Annotated in this window: 13 protein-coding genes; 9 read left to right on the top strand and 4 right to left on the bottom strand. The window is 69.1% G+C overall.

Going from position 1 to position 17152, the window contains the following annotated elements:
* The first annotated feature begins 35 nt into the window (after positions 1 to 35).
* The 5 genes from LZK98_RS05920 (at position 36) to LZK98_RS05900 (ending at position 6852) form a co-directional block, all read left to right on the top strand.
* A complete protein-coding gene (locus LZK98_RS05920) occupies positions 36 to 1298 on the top strand; it encodes an MFS transporter (protein WP_233785479.1) in 1263 nt (420 codons plus the stop codon).
* Positions 1295 to 2215: a 2-dehydro-3-deoxygalactonokinase gene (locus LZK98_RS05915; protein ID WP_233785478.1), complete on the top strand. Its 921-nt coding sequence runs from the start codon at positions 1295 to 1297 to the stop codon at positions 2213 to 2215. The genes LZK98_RS05920 and LZK98_RS05915 overlap by 4 nt, the downstream gene beginning before the upstream one ends.
* Positions 2212 to 2949, top strand: a complete 738-nt coding sequence (locus LZK98_RS05910) for an SDR family NAD(P)-dependent oxidoreductase (protein WP_233785477.1) — start codon at positions 2212 to 2214, stop codon at positions 2947 to 2949. Before LZK98_RS05915 ends, LZK98_RS05910 begins: the two co-directional genes overlap by 4 nt.
* Positions 2950 to 3200: 251 nt before the next feature.
* On the top strand, positions 3201 to 5915 hold the full coding sequence (locus tag LZK98_RS05905; RefSeq protein WP_233785476.1) for a TonB-dependent receptor: 2715 nt from the start codon (positions 3201 to 3203) through the stop codon (positions 5913 to 5915).
* Between the two features lie 34 nt (positions 5916 to 5949).
* On the top strand, positions 5950 to 6852 hold the full coding sequence (locus LZK98_RS05900) for a dihydrodipicolinate synthase family protein (RefSeq protein ID WP_233785475.1): 903 nt from the start codon (positions 5950 to 5952) through the stop codon (positions 6850 to 6852).
* A 661-nt stretch (positions 6853 to 7513) separates the two neighbouring features.
* Here LZK98_RS05900 and LZK98_RS05895 read toward each other — a convergent pair.
* Positions 7514 to 8317 (bottom strand): IclR family transcriptional regulator, encoded by an 804-nt coding sequence (locus LZK98_RS05895; protein ID WP_233785474.1) that lies wholly within the window; start codon positions 8315 to 8317, stop codon positions 7514 to 7516.
* Positions 8318 to 8612: 295 nt separating this feature from the next.
* On the opposite strand from LZK98_RS05895, the gene LZK98_RS05890 reads away from it, so the two are divergent.
* Positions 8613 to 9791, top strand: coding sequence for a mandelate racemase/muconate lactonizing enzyme family protein (locus LZK98_RS05890; protein WP_233785473.1), 1179 nt, complete (start codon positions 8613 to 8615; stop codon positions 9789 to 9791).
* Between the two features lie 207 nt (positions 9792 to 9998).
* On the opposite strand, the gene cueR is transcribed toward LZK98_RS05890, so the two are convergent.
* Complete coding sequence (gene cueR / locus LZK98_RS05885; RefSeq protein ID WP_233785472.1) at positions 9999 to 10388, bottom strand: Cu(I)-responsive transcriptional regulator; 390 nt, start codon at positions 10386 to 10388, stop codon at positions 9999 to 10001.
* Positions 10389 to 10410: 22 nt separating this feature from the next.
* Entirely contained in the window at positions 10411 to 12621 is a 2211-nt protein-coding gene (locus tag LZK98_RS05880; protein WP_233785471.1) for a copper-transporting P-type ATPase, read from the bottom strand.
* 157 nt (positions 12622 to 12778) lie between these two features.
* On the opposite strand from LZK98_RS05880, the gene LZK98_RS05875 reads away from it, so the two are divergent.
* Both LZK98_RS05875 and LZK98_RS05870 read left to right on the top strand, forming a co-directional pair.
* Entirely contained in the window at positions 12779 to 14566 is a 1788-nt protein-coding gene (locus tag LZK98_RS05875) for a copper resistance system multicopper oxidase (protein ID WP_233785470.1), read from the top strand.
* A complete protein-coding gene (locus LZK98_RS05870) occupies positions 14563 to 15564 on the top strand; it encodes a copper resistance protein B (RefSeq protein ID WP_233785469.1) in 1002 nt (333 codons plus the stop codon). Before LZK98_RS05875 ends, LZK98_RS05870 begins: the two co-directional genes overlap by 4 nt.
* Before the next feature lie 108 nt (positions 15565 to 15672).
* Here the strand turns inward: LZK98_RS05870 and LZK98_RS05865 are convergent, their stop codons facing one another.
* A complete protein-coding gene (locus LZK98_RS05865; protein WP_233785468.1) occupies positions 15673 to 16305 on the bottom strand; it encodes a TetR family transcriptional regulator in 633 nt (210 codons plus the stop codon).
* A gap of 94 nt (positions 16306 to 16399) precedes the next feature.
* Between LZK98_RS05865 and LZK98_RS05860 the strand changes: the two genes are divergently transcribed.
* A complete protein-coding gene (locus LZK98_RS05860) occupies positions 16400 to 17065 on the top strand; it encodes an O-methyltransferase (RefSeq protein ID WP_233785467.1) in 666 nt (221 codons plus the stop codon).
* Positions 17066 to 17152: the final 87 nt, after the last annotated feature.

The raw sequence follows: 17152 nt of genomic DNA, 5'->3' as shown, positions 1-17152 counted from the left end.
AGTGATCGGCGGCGGGGAGGGAGCAGCCCGAGAGCATGACCATGCCGGTGCGTTACCGCTGGGCGATCGGTGCCATGCTCGCCGCCGCGGCGTTGCTCAACTATCTCGACCGGCAGACGCTGGCGCTGATGGCGGGATCGGTCCAGGCCGACCTCAGGATCGACGATCCCGGCTATGCCGCCGTCGTCAACGCCTTCCTGGTCGCCTACATGCTTGGCGCCCCGCTGGGGGCGCTCATCCTCGATCGCATCGGCGCACGCTGGGGCATGGCGCTGTTCATCGGCTGGTGGTCGCTCGCCAGCGCCTGCTCGGGGTTGGCGGCCAACATCTGGCAGCTCGGTGCGAGCCGGTTCGCGCTCGGCCTGGGCGAGGCCGGCAACTGGATCGCCTCGCCTAAGCTGGTGCGTGAATGGTTCCCGCAGCGCGAGCGCGCGCTGGCGATCGGCGTCTATTCGGCCGCGGCGCATTTCGGCGCGGCGGTGGCGCCGTTCCTCATCACTTCGCTGATGCTAGCGCTCGGCTGGCGGGCGACCTTCGTGCTGTCGGGGGTGATCGGACTGGCCTGGCTGGTCGGCTGGCGGCTGATCTACCGGCCCGGCATGGCGCCGCCCGTCTATCCGGAGGATATCGTCGCCGGCGCGGAGATTCGTCCCGAACCAGCCGATGGTGCCGGCTGGGCCGGCTGGTCGCGCGTGCTGCGCAGCCGCGGCCTGTGGTTCTACGCCATCGCCAACTCGCTCACCAACCCGGTATGGTTCTTCTACCTGTTCTGGTTCCCCAAATATCTCGTCGAGGAGCGCGGCCTGACCGTGGCGGAGATGGGCCGCACGAGCTGGGTTGTCTATGCGAGCGCGGGCCTGGGCTCCGTCGCCGGCGGCGTCCTCTCGGACTGGTTCGTCAAGCGCGGCGTCCGCCCGGCGCGGGCGCGCGTGCTGGCGATGGCGCTGGTCGCGCTGGTCGCGCCGCTGGGGGCGCTCAACGCGTTCGAGCCGAGCGTCGCGATCAGCCTGACGCTGGGGGCGCTGGTCGCCTTCTGCCATACCGCCTGGGTGACCAACCAGACCGCGCTGCCGGTCGACCTGTTCCCCGCGCGCCACATCGGCAAGGTGATGGGCGCGGGCGCGATCGTCACCGGGCTGGTGACGATCGGATCGACCTATCTCGTGGGGCAGCTCGTCGCGGTGATCACCTATCGGCCGATGTTCCTCGTCATCGCGGTCGCCTATCCGCTCGGGGTGATCGCCGCTTGGCTTGCCACGACCGGGCGGTCGATGGCCGAACGGGAGGGGGAGGCATGACCGCCGGGACGTTCATCGCCGTTGAATGGGGCACGGTGCGGCTGTCGGCGCGGCTCCTTGGTACCGATGGCCGGATCCATGACGAGCATCGCGAGGACATCCGGCTCGCCGATCTCGACCGCGGCGGCATGGCGCGCCGGCTGGCGGAGCTGCGCGCGCGCTGGCCCGAAGCCGCGCCCGAGCTGTGGCTCGCCGGCATGATCGGATCGCAGATCGGCTGGGAGCTGGTGCCCCAGCATCCCTGCCCCGCCACACCCAAAGCGATCGTCCGCGGCGCCCGCGTGGTTCGGATCGGCGAGGTGCCCGCACTGATCCTGCCCGGTCTGTCCTGCACCTCGCGTTTCGACGATCACGACGTGCTGCGCGGCGAGGAGGTCGCGGCGGCGGGGCTGCTTCAGGAGATCGGGTCCGATGCGCTGCTGCTGTCAGTGCCGGGGCAGCACGGCAAGTGGATCGAGCTGACCGACGGTGCCGTCGCCCGCTTCCACACCTCGATGACGGTCGAGCTGCACCGCGTCCTCGCCCAGGGCAGTATCCTGGCGCCGCTGATGCAGGCCCCGCCGCAGGACGGGGAGCCGTTCCGGCTGGGCGTCGCGCGCGCGGCCGAAGGCGGCGGACTCGGCCGGCTGCTCTTCTCCGCCCGCAGCGCCGTGCTGGCGCGTCGCTTCTCGGAAGCGGATGCGGGCGCCTATCTCTGGGGCCTGCTGATCGGCGCGGACGTCAGGGAGAACCTCGCCTTTGCTGCGACCCGGCGCCTCCCCTGCTTCGTCACCGGCGCGCCGGAGGTGGCCCCGCTGTTCGTAGCCGCGATCGAGCAGCTCGGCCTGGCCGCCGAGCTGCTGGACGACCGGCGGCTTTCGGCCGCAGGGTTCAGCACGTTGCGGCGTATCCACGCGGAACAGGAGGTCGGCGCATGAGCCTGCGTCTCGAAGGGCATGTCGCGGTCATCACCGGTGCGGCCGGAGGGATCGGCGGCGCCATCGTCCGGCGGTTCATGGCGGAAGGCTGCACCACCGTCGCTCTCGATCTCGCCGAGGCGGACGAGGGCGACCTGGTCCTGCGCTGCGACCTCGGCGACGACACCTCGGTCGAGGCGGCGGCCGGGGCGATCGCCGCCGCCGGGCTGACGCCCAGCATCGTCGTCCACGCCGCCGCCTTCGCCGAGGGCAAGCCGACGCTGGAAACGTCGAGCGATTTCCTCGCGCGGGCGATGGAAGTGAACGTCGGTGGAGCGCTGCGCCTCGCGCGGGTGTTCGCCCCGGGGATGCAGGCGCGGCGGCGCGGCGCTTTCCTGTTCGTTTCCTCGATCAACTCGACCTTCGCGACGCCGGGCCTCGCCGCCTATGCCGCGTCCAAGGCCGGCCTCGACAGCCTCGCCCGCACGCTCGCGCTGGAGCTCGCCGAGGCGAACGTGCGGGTCAACACGATCCGGCCGGCGTCGATCGACACGCCGCTGCTGCGGGGCGGATTCGCGGCGCAGCCCGACCCGGAGGCCGCGCGTCTGGCCAATATCGCCCGGCATCCGCTGGGCCGACTGGGTACGCCCGAGGACGTGGCGTCGCTGGCACTCTTCCTGTGCTCGGACGAGGCATCCTGGATCACCGGCGTCGACTACCGGATCGACGGCGGCGCCGGCATCACCCGGCGTTAGCCTCTTTCTATTGCTGTAATAGTTAGTTCATCAGATCCTCCCCGGCACGGGGAGGGGGACCATTCGTCGCAGACGAATGGTGGAGGGGGGCCTGCCACGGCCGATTCGGCGGGAGGATGGCCCCCTCCACCACGACGCTTCGCGTCGCGATCCCCCTCCCCGTGCCGAGGAGGATCTGAGCACTCCCGCTTGACTTGTAGCTAAATGTGCAACAATGTCGCGCCACAGAACAAAATCGGGAGAGGGCGGAGATGGGGAAATCGTCATTGCTTGCCGGGGCCTGCCTCGGCGTGTTGTTGTTCGCCACGCAGGCACAGGCGCAAACTGAAGTACCAGCGCAGGGGCAGACGGGCACCGCCACGGACCAGGGCGGCGACCAGGCGGGCGACATCATCGTCACCGGCTTCCGCCGCAGCCTCGCCGAGGCGCTCGACGTCAAGCGCGAGAACGACCAGTTCCTCGACTCGGTCGTCGCCACCGACGTCGCCAAACTGCCTGACAACACCATCGCCGAATCGCTGCAGCGCGTTTCCGGCGTGCAGATCCGCCGCGCGCTGGGCGAAGGCACCAGCGTGTCGATCCGCGGCCTCCGCCAGAACCGGACCGAGATCAACGGCCGCACGCTGGTCGGCCCGTTCGGGCGCGGGCGCGGCATCGATTCGGTGCTCGATTCCGACTACAACCCGCTGTCGCTGTTCCCATCCGAGATGATCGGCCGGCTCGACGTGATCAAGCTCCAGGGCGCCGACCGCGCCGACGGCTCCTTGAGCGGCACCGTCGACGTGATCACCCGCAAGCCGTTCGACCACAAGGGCGAGCTGATCGCGCTCAGCGCCTCGGGCGTCTACGCCGACCAGAGCGAGAAGTTCGGCTACGACGCCTCGGCGCTCTATTCGAACACCTTCGCCAACGACACGCTCGGCATCCTCCTCAACGTCACCTATTCGAGGAAGCCGGTGACGGAGCAGTCGTTCAACTCCTTCACCGGCTACACGCCGCTAACGACCAGCTTCAACACGTCGGCGAACCCGCACGCCAACGATCCCAACGGCGACGGCATCCCCGGCATCTATATCGCCGACTTCCGCTTCCAGAACCTCGTCGAGACGCGCAAGCGGATCGGCGGCAACGGCGCGATCCAGTGGAAGCCGACCGACAATCTCGAGGTCTATACCGACGTCGCCTATTCGCACCTCGACACCGACCGCGACCGCGACTGGTTCTCGGTCCCGCTGAGCTCGACCGCCTCGGACTATGTCTCCTACACGCTGTCGGATGACGAGATCCTGACCGCCGGCACGATCAACCAGACCGCGCAGAGCAACGCCGAGGCGCTCAAGGTCTCCAGCGACACGTTCAGCGGCGGGATCGGGCTCAAGTGGAGCACCAACGACGGCCGCTTCGCCGTTCGTCCGGAATTCGACTATTCGCGCTCGTCGATCGACACCACCCAGACCTTCGTCCGCATGTCGAGCTCGTCGCGCTACCCGTTCAGCTTCGACATCAACGACGGCGGCGTGCCGACGGTGACCGCGCCGGCCGGGCTGGACGTCACCAATCCGGCGCAGTTCCGCTACACCAACGTCTTCGACAATTTCGTGACGAGCCGGGCGGAGGAGACCGCCGGCAGGCTCGACTTCACCTTCAAGCCGGCGGGCGGCCTGCTGTCGTCGATCGAGGCGGGCCTGCGCTATTCGTCGCTCAGCACCCGGCGCGAATCGACCTTCCGCCAGATCGCCTTCCCGAGCACCAATCCGGGCAACACCTTCCCGGTGGCGACCGGCCCGGCGATCTACGACATCCGCGACTTCGCCGGCCTGATCGGCGGCGATGCGCCCGACATCGCCACCCGCTACATCGCCGCGCTGCCGGGGACGCTGCCGGCCGGGCAGGCCTGCGAGACGATCGCGCCGGGCAGCGCGCTCTGCACGCCGCGCGTGGTCGATCCGCTCCAGACGTTCGAGGTCATCGAGGACACGATGGCCGCCTATGCCAAGCTCAACTTCGAGACCTCGATCGGATCGATGCCGCTGTCGGGCAACATCGGCCTGCGCTACACCGACACGGCGCGCAGCGCGCTGGGATCGATCCGCCGGGCGAGCGGCGCGGTCGACCCGCTGACCGTGCACAAGCGCTTCACCGACTGGCTGCCGAGCGCGGTCGCCAAGCTCGGCATCACCGACAAGCTGGTGTTCCGCCTGGGCTATGCGAAGGTGCTCGGCCTGCCCGACACCATCGACCTGTCGCCGAATCTCACGCTCAACCGGCTCACGCCGTTCAACGGCAGCGCCGGCAATCCCGAGCTCGAGCCGCTGCGCGCCGACCAGTATGACGCCGCGCTCGAATGGTATTTCGCGCCCGGCGCGGCGCTGACCGTCGGCGGCTTCTACAAGGACGTGAAGTCGTTCATCTACAGCCGCGCGGCCTATGAGATCCCGCCGGGCGAGGTCGCGCCCGACCCCGCCGGCCAGGGCTTCCTCATCACCCGCCCCTACAATGGCGAAGGCGGCAAGGTGAAGGGCGTGGAGGTGCTGCTCCAGGCGCCGTTCTACTTCCTCCCCTCGCCGCTCGACGGGTTCGGCGTGATCGCCAACTTCTCCTACATCGACAGCTCGACCTCGCTGCTCGACCGGCGCGGCCAGTCGCTGCCGTTCCAGGGGCTGTCGAAGGTCAACTACAACCTCGTCGGCTATTACGAGAAATACGGCTTCGGCGTCCGCGTCGCGTACAATTACCGCGACAAGTTCTTCGACAGCGTCGGGCCGGGCAGCACGGCGATCTACTATGCGCCCTACCGCACGCTCGACGCGTCGGTGCGCTACGAGTTCGGGCCCTTCACCATCTTCGCCGATGCGGCGAACCTGACCAACGAAGTCCAGCGCCGCTACGTCGAATCGTCGGAGGCGACGTCCTTCTACGGCATCCAGGGCCGCCGCTTCTCGGCCGGCTTCAGCGCGAAATTCTGAGCGGCCGGCGGCCCCGATGCATCAAGGAGGAAGAATGACGGAAGAAATCGGCGGCGTGTTTCCGGTGTTGCCAACGATCTTCCATGACGACGGCAGGGTCGACCCCGACGGCCTGCGCCGCGTCGTCGATTTCGCGGTCGCCGCCGGCGTCGACGGGGTCGTCTTCCCCGGCCTGGCGAGCGAGTACGACACGCTAACGCTGGCGGAGCGCGAGCAGCTGATCGCCGTGGTCGGCGAGGCGGTGGCCGGACGCGCCGGCTTCATCGTCGGTGCCAGTACCGCCGATCCCGAGGAGAGCGCGCGGCTGGCGACCGCCGGCGCCGCAGCCGGCGCGCGCGCGGCGATGGTGATGACGCCGGCGGCGGTCGGCGCCGACCTCGCCGCCCAGCATGATTTCTACGCCGCGCTGGGGGAACGGGCCGCCCTGCCGATCATGGTGCAGAACGCCCCGTCGCCGATGGGGCTCGGCCTCTCGACCGAGCAGGTCGGCGCGATCGTGCGCTCGACCGACGCGATCCGATGGGTCAAGGAGGAAAACATGCCGTGCGGCCAGCGGATCAGCGCGCTGCTCGGCGACCGGCCGCCGAACCTCGCCGGCATCTTCGGCGGCGCGGGCGGGCGCTACATCACCGACGAGCTGACCCGCGGCGCGATCGGGACGATGCCCGCCGCCGAGACGCCGGAGATCCACGTTGCGCTGTTCGCCGCGCATCGCGCCGGGGACGAAGCCCGCGTCCGCGACCTCTATGAGGCGATGCTGCCGATCCTGATGATGCAGGCGGTGTTCCGCTGGCGGCTGACCAAGGAAGTGCTGCGGCGGCGCGGCGTGATCGAAAGCTGCTTCACCCGTGCGCCCGGGCCGGCATTCGACGCCGGGGATCATGCGGAGTTGACGCGTGTGCTTGCGCGGCTGGAGGGGCATTTCCGCGGGCCTTGATCCGCTCGCAGGGCTTCAGGACGGGCGACGGAAACCCGCGGAAAACCGTCGAAGGTCACGAAAGTCATAGGTAGAAACGGCTCCCGATCCGGGCGAAGACTCCGGTGCCGGGACCTTCAAAAATGTTGACTAAGTTGACTCAGGTCATGTGTTTGCGAGCCGACCCGTCTTGACGCTGCGCGGACGCGACGGGATCGCAACGGCAACGCGCCAAGGACGCGACAGCAACGCGGCACAGGCGCGACACCGACGCGACGCGGACGCGACAGTGGCGCGACGCGGACGCGACACCGAGGCGACACCAACGCGACGGCCGGGCGACATGGACGAAATCGACGAGGTCAAAGATCGGACCGGCGCTCGCGCGGCTCGGACCGGGCGAGCCAAGCAGGCAAAATCCTACATTGCAAGGGAGATGACGGGCTGAAGGGCTGTCCGGTTCGGCCGGTGGTGTATGGGTCCGATCGGCATTTGAGGGATGGCTGACATCCCAACCCTCTTCACCGTCACCCCGGACTTGTTCCGGGGTCCACCGGGAGGCAAGGACCGGACAAGAGGTTTGAGCTCAGCCCGCAAGGCTCGGTGGACCCCGGAACAAGTCCGGGGTGACGGTGGGGAAACGCGGCCGGTGAAGGTTCAGAGCTTCAAATGTCGACCCGCCTTAAACCGCCGTCCGATAATCCAGCACCGGCACCACCGGCCCATGATCGGCGCCGCGCGCGTCGCTGCTCTCCTCGATGCGCCGCGCCGCGTGGCGGAGCGCGTCGAGCATCTCCGGCATCGCCGCCTCGGGAATCCAGCCCGACAGGCCGATCGCGGCATGGACCGGCGTGCCGATCGTGATCGCCACCGTATGCTGCTCGAAATCCTGCTTGACCCTGAGGCGCGCATAGCCGGCGGCGCGTACCTGGTTCAGCGCGGCGAGCAGATCGGCGAGGCTCGCATAGCCGGGGATGGCGTGACCGTCGTAGGTCTCCTCGATCTCGAGATCGTCCTGCGCCGCGAGCAGCGCCATGCCGATCCCGCCTTGCGTCGCGGGATAGAGGCCGATGCGGCCGACCGCGTCGGTCTCCGGCATGTTGGGCGGCGCGTGGAACAGGTAGCTGACGTTGTCGCGCCACAGCACGCCCATCGCCACCGTATGGCCGTACCGGCGCAGTTCCTCGAGCGCGGGCAGCGCGCGGCGCAGCAGGCCGGAGGCGAACAGGCTCTGCGCCGCCAGCACGGTCATACCGGAGCCGGGGCGGTACTTGCGGTCGCTGGTCTGGCGGGCGATGCCGAGATAGGTCAGCGTCTTGAGCAGCCGGTTGACGCGCGTCGTCTCGAGGTCGACCCGGCGCGCCAGCTCGCGGCAGCCGACCGGCTCGGTCGAGGTCGCCAGCGCCTGGAGCACGGTGATCCCGTCGATCAGGCTCTGGTTCGGCTGCGCGCCGGCCGACGCCTTCAGATTGGCTCTCCTCGTCATTCTCGTCGCCGTCACCGTCGTTGCTTAGGAAGCGCTAGCTGGAGTGGCGGGCGCGGCCCCGCAATGTCAACATGCTTTGCTAAAAGACGGGGAAGCGCCTCTCTCTATTCGTCATTCCCGCGAAGGCGGGAATCCATTCTGGCTGGCCATGGTGGGACTCACCGACTTCAGCGACAATGGATTCCCGCTTTCGCGGGAATGACGGAGGATGGATTACATAGCTGGTTGAACAACGTGAATGTTGCTAATAAAGCCTCAATTTGACAGCGCGACAGCGAAAAAAGGGGAGAGCGACATGACCGAAGCACCTGCCATCAAGGCGTTCGACGTGTTCTCGGTCACGATACCGCAGGACGATTCCTACCTGGGCGGCCTTGGCCCGGGCGAGAGCGTCAACGCGCGCGGCTATGTCGTCCGCCGCGGCAACCGGACGATCTACCCCACCGAGATGCGCTCCGCGGTGGTGCGGGTGACGCTGGAGTCGGGCGAGGAAGGCTGGGGCGAGACCTATGGCCTGGTCGCTCCCGGCGCGATCTTCGCGCTGGTCGACGACCTCATCGCGCCGTTCGTCGCCGGCCGCTCGCCGTTCGAGGTCCAGGCGATCTGGGAGGACCTCTACGACCTGATGCGCGTGCGCGGCTATACCGGCGGCTTCTGGCTCGACGCGATGGCGGCGGTGGACATCGCTCTGTGGGACCTGATGGGCAAGTTGACCGATCTGCCGCTGCACCAGCTGCTGGGCGGCCGGCATCGCGACCGTATCCCTGCCTATGCCTCGGGGCTGCCGCGGCCGACGCTCAAGGAGAAGGTCGATCTGGCGAAGAGCCTCGTCGACCGGGGCTATCGCGCGGTGAAGATCGCCGCAGTGGTCAGCTACGACGGCGTCGAGCGCGAGATCGCGGCGCTGCGCGAAGGGCTCGGGCCCGACGTCGCGCTGATGGTCGACTGCCACTGGATCTACACGCCGGCGGAGGCGATCGCGCTGGCGGAGCGGCTCGCGCCCTACGACCTCGCCTTCATCGAGGCGCCGTGCAAGACCGAGGACGTGGCCGGTCTGGCGAGCATCGCCGCGCGCTCGCCGATCCCGGTAGCGGCGGGCGAGGAATGGCGCACCAGCTATGATGCGCTCGCCCGGCTCGAGCGGCGCGCCGTCTCGATCGTGCAGCCCGAGATGGGGCATACCGGCATCACCCAGTTCATGCGGATCGCGCATCTGGCTGAGGCGCATCATGCCAAGGTCATCCCCCACGCGACGATCGGCGCCGGCATCTTCGCCGCGGCCAGCCTGCACGCCTCCTCGACCGTGCTGAGCCTGCCCTGGCACGAGTATCAGCACAGCATCTTCCACCATTCGGCGAGCCTGATGGATGGCCGGCTCGATTGCCGCGAAGGCTATTTCCTGCTGCCGGAGGGCCCTGGACTCGGCGTGACGCCGAATGCGCGCTTCTGGGAGCGGGCCCGGAAGCTCGGGTGAGAATGGAGCGGATTGCGGAAATCTGATCCATCGTTTGTCACCCCGGACTTGTTCCGGGGTCCACCGGGCAGCCAAGCGCCGGTTTCGAGATTCGAGCTGGAATCTCAGCGCCAGTCTTCGTGGAGAGGTGGATGCCGGAACAAGTCCGGCATGACGACTCAGGTTTCTGACAGCCGCTCTAGACGGTCTCGAGGGCGGCGGTCGGGATCACTCCCCGGCGAGCGTCTCCAGGATCGGGCAGTCGGGGCGGCCGTCGCCGTGGCAGCGCCGGGCGAGGTCCTCCAGCGTGCGGCGCATCGCCTCGATCGCCGCCGCCTTGCGCTTCAGCGCATCGGCCCGCGCGATGGCGAGCGCCTTCACTTCCGCGCTCGACCGGTCGCGGTTGTTCCAGAGGTCGAGCAGCGTCGCGATCTCCTCGATCGGAAAGCCGAGGTCGCGGGCATTGGCGATGAAGCGCAGCCGGTGCACGTCGGCATCGGAATAGTCGCGATAGCCGCTGTCCCGGCGCGGCGCCGGCGGGATCAGGCCGATCTTCTCGTAATGCCGGATCATCCGCTGCGAGACGCCGCTCGCTTCCGCTGCCTGGCCGATGTTCATGGGGCGGCTTCTACTCCCGCGCTCAGAGCTGCACCAGCCGCAGGCGGAGCGCGTTGGCGATCACGCTGACCGACGACAGCGCCATCGCCAGCGCGGCGATTGCGGGCGACAGCAGCATGCCCGTCAGCGGATAGAGCAGGCCGGCGGCGATCGGCACGCCGGCGGCGTTGTAGGCGAAGGCGAAGATCAGGTTCTGGCGGATGTTGCGCATCACCGCACGCGACAGGCGCCGCGCGCGCACCAGCCCGGTGAGGTCGCCCTTGAGCAGGGTGACGCCCGCGCTCTCGATCGCGACGTCCGCGCCGGTGCCCATCGCGATGCCGACGTCGGCGGCGGCGAGCGCGGGCGCGTCGTTCACGCCGTCGCCGGCCATCGCCACGGCGCGGCCTTCGGTCCGCAGCCTCCGGACGACCGCGGCCTTGTCCTCGGGCAGCACCTCGGCCTCGACCTCGTCGATGCCGATCCGCGTCGCCACCGCCCGGGCCGTGGTGCGGTTGTCGCCGGTCAGCATCACGACGCGCACGCCCTCGGCCTTGAGCGCCCGCACGGCGTCGGGGGTGCTCGGCTTGATCGGGTCGGCGATGCCGATCAGGCCGGCAAGCGCGCCGTCCACGGCGACGAAGATCGCGGTTGCGCCGTCGCCGCGCAGCCGTTCGGCTTCCTCGGCGAGCGAGGCGGTGTCGATCCCCTGCTCGGTCATGAACCGGGGTCCGCCGAGACGCAGGTGCCTGCCTTCGACGGTGCCGGTCACGCCGCGGCCGATCGGCGCGTCGAAGTCGCGGACCTCCGCCAGCGCCAGTCCGCGGTCGGTGGCCGCACGCACCACGGCTTCGCCCAGCGGATGCTGGCTCGCGCGTTCGACGCTCGCGGCGAGCCGCAGCAGCTCGGCCTCGTCGACGCCCGGCGCGGGCTGGATCAGGGTGACCGCGGGCTTGCCTTCGGTGAGCGTCCCGGTCTTGTCGACGATCAGCGTGTCGATCGTCTCGAACCGCTCGAGCGCTTCGGCGTTCCTGATCAGCACGCCGGCGTGGGCGCCGCGCCCGACGCCGACCATGATCGACATCGGCGTCGCCAGGCCGAGCGCGCAGGGACAGGCGATGATCAGCACCGAGACGGCGGCGACCAGCGCATGGCCGAGGCGCGGATCGGGGCCGACCAGTGCCCAGGCGACCGCGGCGACCGCCGCCACCGCGATCACCGCCGGCACGAACCAGGCCGAGACCCGGTCGGCCATGCGCTGGATGGGCGCGCGGCTGCGCTGTGCCTCGGCGACCATGCGGACGATCCGCGACAGCAGCGTGTCGGCGCCGACCTTGTCCGCGCGCATCACGAACGAACCGGTCTGGTTGAGCGAGCCGGCGATCACCTGGGCGCCGGGCTCCTTGGTCACCGGCATCGATTCGCCGGTGACCAGCGATTCGTCGATCGCGACACGCCCTTCGAGCAGCTCGCCGTCGACCGGCACCTTCTCGCCGGGGCGCACGCGCAGGCGGTCGCCGACCTGGATGCGGTCGAGCGTGACCTCCTCGTCGCTGCCGTCCTCGCGGATGCGCCGCGCCGTCCTGGGCGCGAGGCCGAGCAGCGCCTTGATCGCGCCGGAGGTGCGCTCGCGGGCGCGCAGCTCGAGGACCTGGCCGAGCAGCACCAGCACGGTGATGACCGCGGCCGCCTCGAAATAGACGGGCACCGCACCGCCCGCGTCGCGGAACGCGGCCGGGAAGATGCCGGGCGCGAGCACCGCCACCAGGCTGTAGGCGAAGGCGACACCGACGCCCATCGCGATCAGCGTGAACATGTTGAGGTTGCGCGACCGGAGCGACGCCCAGCCGCGCTCGAAGAACGGCCAGCCGGCCCAGAGCACCACCGGCGCGGCGAGCGGGAGCTGGACCCAGTTGGAGGTCTGGCGGCCGAGCATCATGGTGAGGCCGGTCAGGTGCCCGCCCATCTCGAGGGCGAACACCGGCAGCGTCAGCATGAAGCCGATCCAGAAGCGCCGCGTCATGTCGGCGAGCTCGGGATTGGGACCGCTGTCCAGCGTGACCGTCTCCGGCTCCAGCGCCATGCCGCAGATCGGGCAGGTGCCGGGGCCGACCTGGCGGATCTCGGGGTGCATCGGGCAGGTGTAGATCGTTCCGGGCGGCGCCTCGGGTGCGGTGTCCTTATCGGCGCCAAGCTCGCCGCCGCTGCAGCAGGAATGGCCGGCATGGGCATCATGGGCGTGGGCATGGGTCATCGCATTCCTCCGATGCCCGCCGATCTAGGGATTGACATCATGTCAAGGTCAAGCACCCGGTCGCATGGCCGGACGGCGCTTGACCTTGACACTGTGTCAGACCGTATCGACGGACTCTGGAAGAGAGACGCCGTCGCCGGCACTCGGAGGAACGGGAATGGACATGACGATGGACCGGCGCCGGCTTTTGCGGGGCGCCGGTCGCATGGGCGGCGGACTGGCGCTGGCCGCCTGGATGCCCGCCTGGGCCCAGACCAACGCGCCGGGGATCGCCGCATCGCTTCCGGAAGTCTCGGGCGAGGACATCACGCTGCGCGTCGCACACCAGATGATGACGATCGACGGCCGCCGGAGCCATGCGATCGGCATCAACGGCACGGTCCCCGCCCCGCTGATCCGCCTGCGCGAGGGCCAGGACGTGCGGCTCCATGTGGTCAACGATCTCGACGAGGAGACCTCGGTCCACTGGCACGGGCTGATCCTGCCGTTCCAGATGGACGGCGTGCCGGGCATCTCCTTCCCGGGCATCGGGCCGCGATCGACCTTCACCTATGAGTTCCCGATCGTCCAGTCGGGGACCTATTGGTACCACAGCCATTCCGGCCTTCAGGAGCAGCTCGGCCATTATGGTCCGATCCTGATCGAGCCCAGGGGCCCCGATCCGGTCGCCTATGACCGGCAGCATGTGATCGTGCTCTCCGACCACAGCCAGCTGCACCCGCATGCGATCTTCATGAAGCTCAAGCAGCAGCCCGGCTATTTCAACCGGCAGCGCCAGACGCTGTCCGGCCTGCTCGCGGGGAAGGACCAGCCGCTCGAGGACCGGCTGGAATGGGGCGCGATGCGGATGGACCCGACCGACATCTCCGACGTGACCGGGTCGACCTACACCTACCTCGTCAACGGGCATGGGCCGAAGGACAACTGGACCGCGCTGTTCAAGCCCGGCGAGCGCGTGCGGCTCAGGTTCGTCAACGCCTCGGCGATGACCATCTTCAACCTGCGCATCCCCGGCCTCCGGATGACGGTGGTGCAGGCCGACGGGCAGAACGTCCGGCCGGTCGAGGTCGACGAGTTCCAGATCACGGTCGCCGAAACCTATGACGTCGTGGTCACGCCGACCGACGACCGCGCCTACACCCTCGTCGCCGAGGCGGCGGATCGGTCGGGCATGGCGCGCGCGACGCTCGCCCCGCGTCCCGGCATGACGGCCGAGGTTCCGCCGCTGCGCAAGCGCCCGATCGCGACGATGAAGGACATGGGCATGGACATGTCCCGGATGGATCACGGCGCGATGAATCAGGACGGCATGGCCGGAATGGATCACGGTGACATGGCGGGCATGGATCATTCGGGATCGGCGCCGGATGCCGCCATGGCCGGGATGAGCATGGCGATGCGCGATCCCGCCAACGCGCCGCAGGTGAGGATGGGGCCCGGCGTCCAGACGATCTCGCCGATGCCGGTCGACCGCACCGGCGAGCCCGGCCAGGGGCTGGAGGGCGTCGGCCACCGGGTGCTCACCTACCGCGACCTCGTCGCGCTCGAGCGCAATCCCGACGTGCGGGCACCGGCGCGCGAGGTCGAGATCCACCTGACCGGCAACATGGAGCGCTTCATGTGGTCGTTCGACGGGGAGAAATTCTCGGAGGTGAAGGCCCCGATCGCGATGCGGGCCGGCGAGCGGGTGCGCGTGACGCTGGTCAACGATTCGATGATGGCGCACCCGATCCATCTCCACGGACATTTCTTCGAGCTCGTCACCGGGCATGGCGACCATGCTCCGCGCAAGCACACGGTCAACGTGCTGCCGGGCGGCAAGGTCAGCTGGGACGTGACGGCGGAGCCCGGCGACTGGGCGTTCCACTGCCACCTCCTCTACCACATGCATGCCGGAATGATGCAGGTCGTGCGCGTGCGTCCGCTCGGGGGAGAGGGGGCATGAGAAGGGCGCTGCTGCTGACCCTCGCGCCGCTGGCGCTTGCCGCTCCGGCGCGCGCGCAAGACCATTCGGGCCACGACATGCCCGGAATGGAGATGCCCGCGAAGCCTGCCGCCCAGCCGGAGCAGGACCCCCATGCCGATCACGCCATGCCGTCGACGCAGGGCCCCGACACCCCGGCTGCGCACGATGCTCACCAGGGACATCCCATGCCTGCGATGCTCGCCGAGGAACGGGCGCCGTCGGGCACGGACCTGCCGCCGGGCAACGCTCCGGCCCCCGCTCCGGCGGCCGATCGCGCGGCGGACCGCTATTACGGCGCCGAGGCGATGGCGGCCGCCGAGCGCGGCCTGCGCCGCGAGCATGGCGGCGGGACCTTCCACCAGGTCATGATCGACATCGCCGAGTACCAGCCGCGCCGGGGCGGCGACGGCTATCGCTGGGACGGCGGAGCCTGGATCGGCGGCGACATCGATCGCTTCCGGCTCAAGAGCGAGGGCGAGGGGCGCTTCGGCGACCGCGTCGAGAGCGCCGACGTGCAGGCGCTCTACAGCCGCGCCATCGATCCCTATTGGAACCTGCAGGCCGGCGTCCGCCAGGATCTCGGGCCGGGTCCGCGGCGCACCTATGCAGTTATTGGTGTCGAGGGTCTTGCGCCTTACTGGTTCGAGCTCGGCGGCAGCCTGTTCCTCTCGGACAAGGGCGACGTGCTGGCGCGGGCCGAGGGTTATTACGACCAGCGCATCACCCAGGACCTGGTCCTGCAGCCCCGCGCCGAGCTCGACTTCGCTTTCCAGGACGTGCCCGAGAATGCGATCGGATCGGGGCTGTCGACCGCCGAGCTCGGCCTGCGCCTGCGCTACGAACGCATCCGCGAGTTCGCGCCTTATGTCGGCGTCTCCTGGGAACGCCGGCTCGGCCGGACCGCCGATTTCGCCCGTGCGCGCGGCGACGATACCGGCGGTGTCGACCTCGTTCTGGGGATCAGGGCCTGGTTCTGACGAACGCAGGAAGCGCCCCAAGCGAAGGAGCGGGCGATGGTCGGCCGCGCTCTGCCGGCAGATGGTCCGGCTCGCAGCGCATGGGATCGACCAAAGGAAGGCCATGCTTCAGCGGCGCTGAAGCTGCTCGAGATAGGCGCAGAACATGTCGGCCACGGCCTCGGCATAGGTCGCGATCTCTGCCGGGGTTCGGGGGGTTTCCGAGAACCGCTTCCCCACCGTACTCAGCGTCGTCGCGATCAGGTCGCCGGCCAGCGCGCGCGTCGCGTCCGAAGCCTCCGGCAAGGCTTCCTGCATGAAGGCCCTGACGATGCCTCGGCCCGATGCCTTCGCCTCCCGCGCTTCGGGCGCGTCGCGATAGAGCGGGGCGGCGTCGTCGAGCGCCACACGCATCTCCGCTTCCTCGCACTCCGAGCGGACGAAGGCATGGACCAGCGCGCGCAGCCGTTCGAACGGCGGCCGTTCGGCATCCTCGAGGATGCGCCGCAGCAGCTCGGTCGTCTGCCGCCATTCGTCGCTCTGGAGGCGGAAGAGGATCGCCGCCTTGTTCGGGAAATATTGATAGAGCGAGCCGACGCTGACGCCCGCCTTCTCCGCCACCCGCGCCGTGGTGAAGCGGTGCGCGCCTTCCTTCGCCAGAACCTGAACCGCCGCCTCCAGGATCGTGGCGACGAGCTCGGTCGAGCGCGCCTGCTTGGGCTGTTTTCGCGAGGAGATCGAGGCGGTTCGGCGATCGGTCATCGGACGTCCGGGGAATGCGAATAGGTAACCTGACGAATTATTCGTATTTTTGGCTCCGGCGCAAGGTTGCGCTTTCCCCGGACTGGAGACTTCGATGACTATCCTTACCATCCCTCCGCTCGCCCCGCTGCTGGATCGCCTGTTCGAGGAGGCGGCCGAGACGTCGCCGGCTGCGAATCCAATCGTGGCGGAGCTCTCGCACGAGGAGCGGTCGCGGCTGATGCGGAGCAAGACCGATTACCTCGATTTCTATGGGCGCCTGAAGGACCTTCCCCTCGCCGTCTCGCGCGAGACCGGCCTGCTGCTCTACATGCTGGCGCGGGGCGGCGGCGCGCGGACGATCGTCGAGTTCGGGACGTCGTTCGGCCTCTCGACGCTGTATCTCGCCGCAGCGCTCAGGGACAATGGCGGCGGCCGGCTGATCACCAGCGAGTTCGAGCCGTCCAAGGTGGCGCGGGCGCGGGCGAACCTGACGGCGGGCGGGCTGATCGACCTGGTCGAGATCCGGGAAGGCGATGCGCTGCAGACGCTGAGCACCGGCCTTCCCGACACGATCGACCTGCTGCTGCTCGACGGTGCCAAGGGGCTCTATCCGGACATCCTCGCCCTGGTGGAGAGCCGCCTCAGGCCCGGCGCGTTCATCGTCGCCGACAATGCCGACTACAGCCCCGACTATCTGGCGCATGTGTGTGCGCCCGAGAACGGATATCTGTCGATGCCGTTCGGCGAGGATGTCGAGCTGTCGATCCGGATCGGTTGAGGCCAACACGCCCGATCGACATGCAAATCCTCCCCCGCCAGGGGGAGGTGGCGCACGAAGTGCGACGGAGGGGGAGGAAGCGAGTCG

Origin of the sequence: Sphingomonas cannabina, assembly GCF_021391395.1 — a bacterium.
GTDB lineage: Bacteria > Pseudomonadota > Alphaproteobacteria > Sphingomonadales > Sphingomonadaceae > Sphingomonas > Sphingomonas cannabina.
This window is presented reverse-complemented; position numbering and strand designations above follow the sequence as displayed.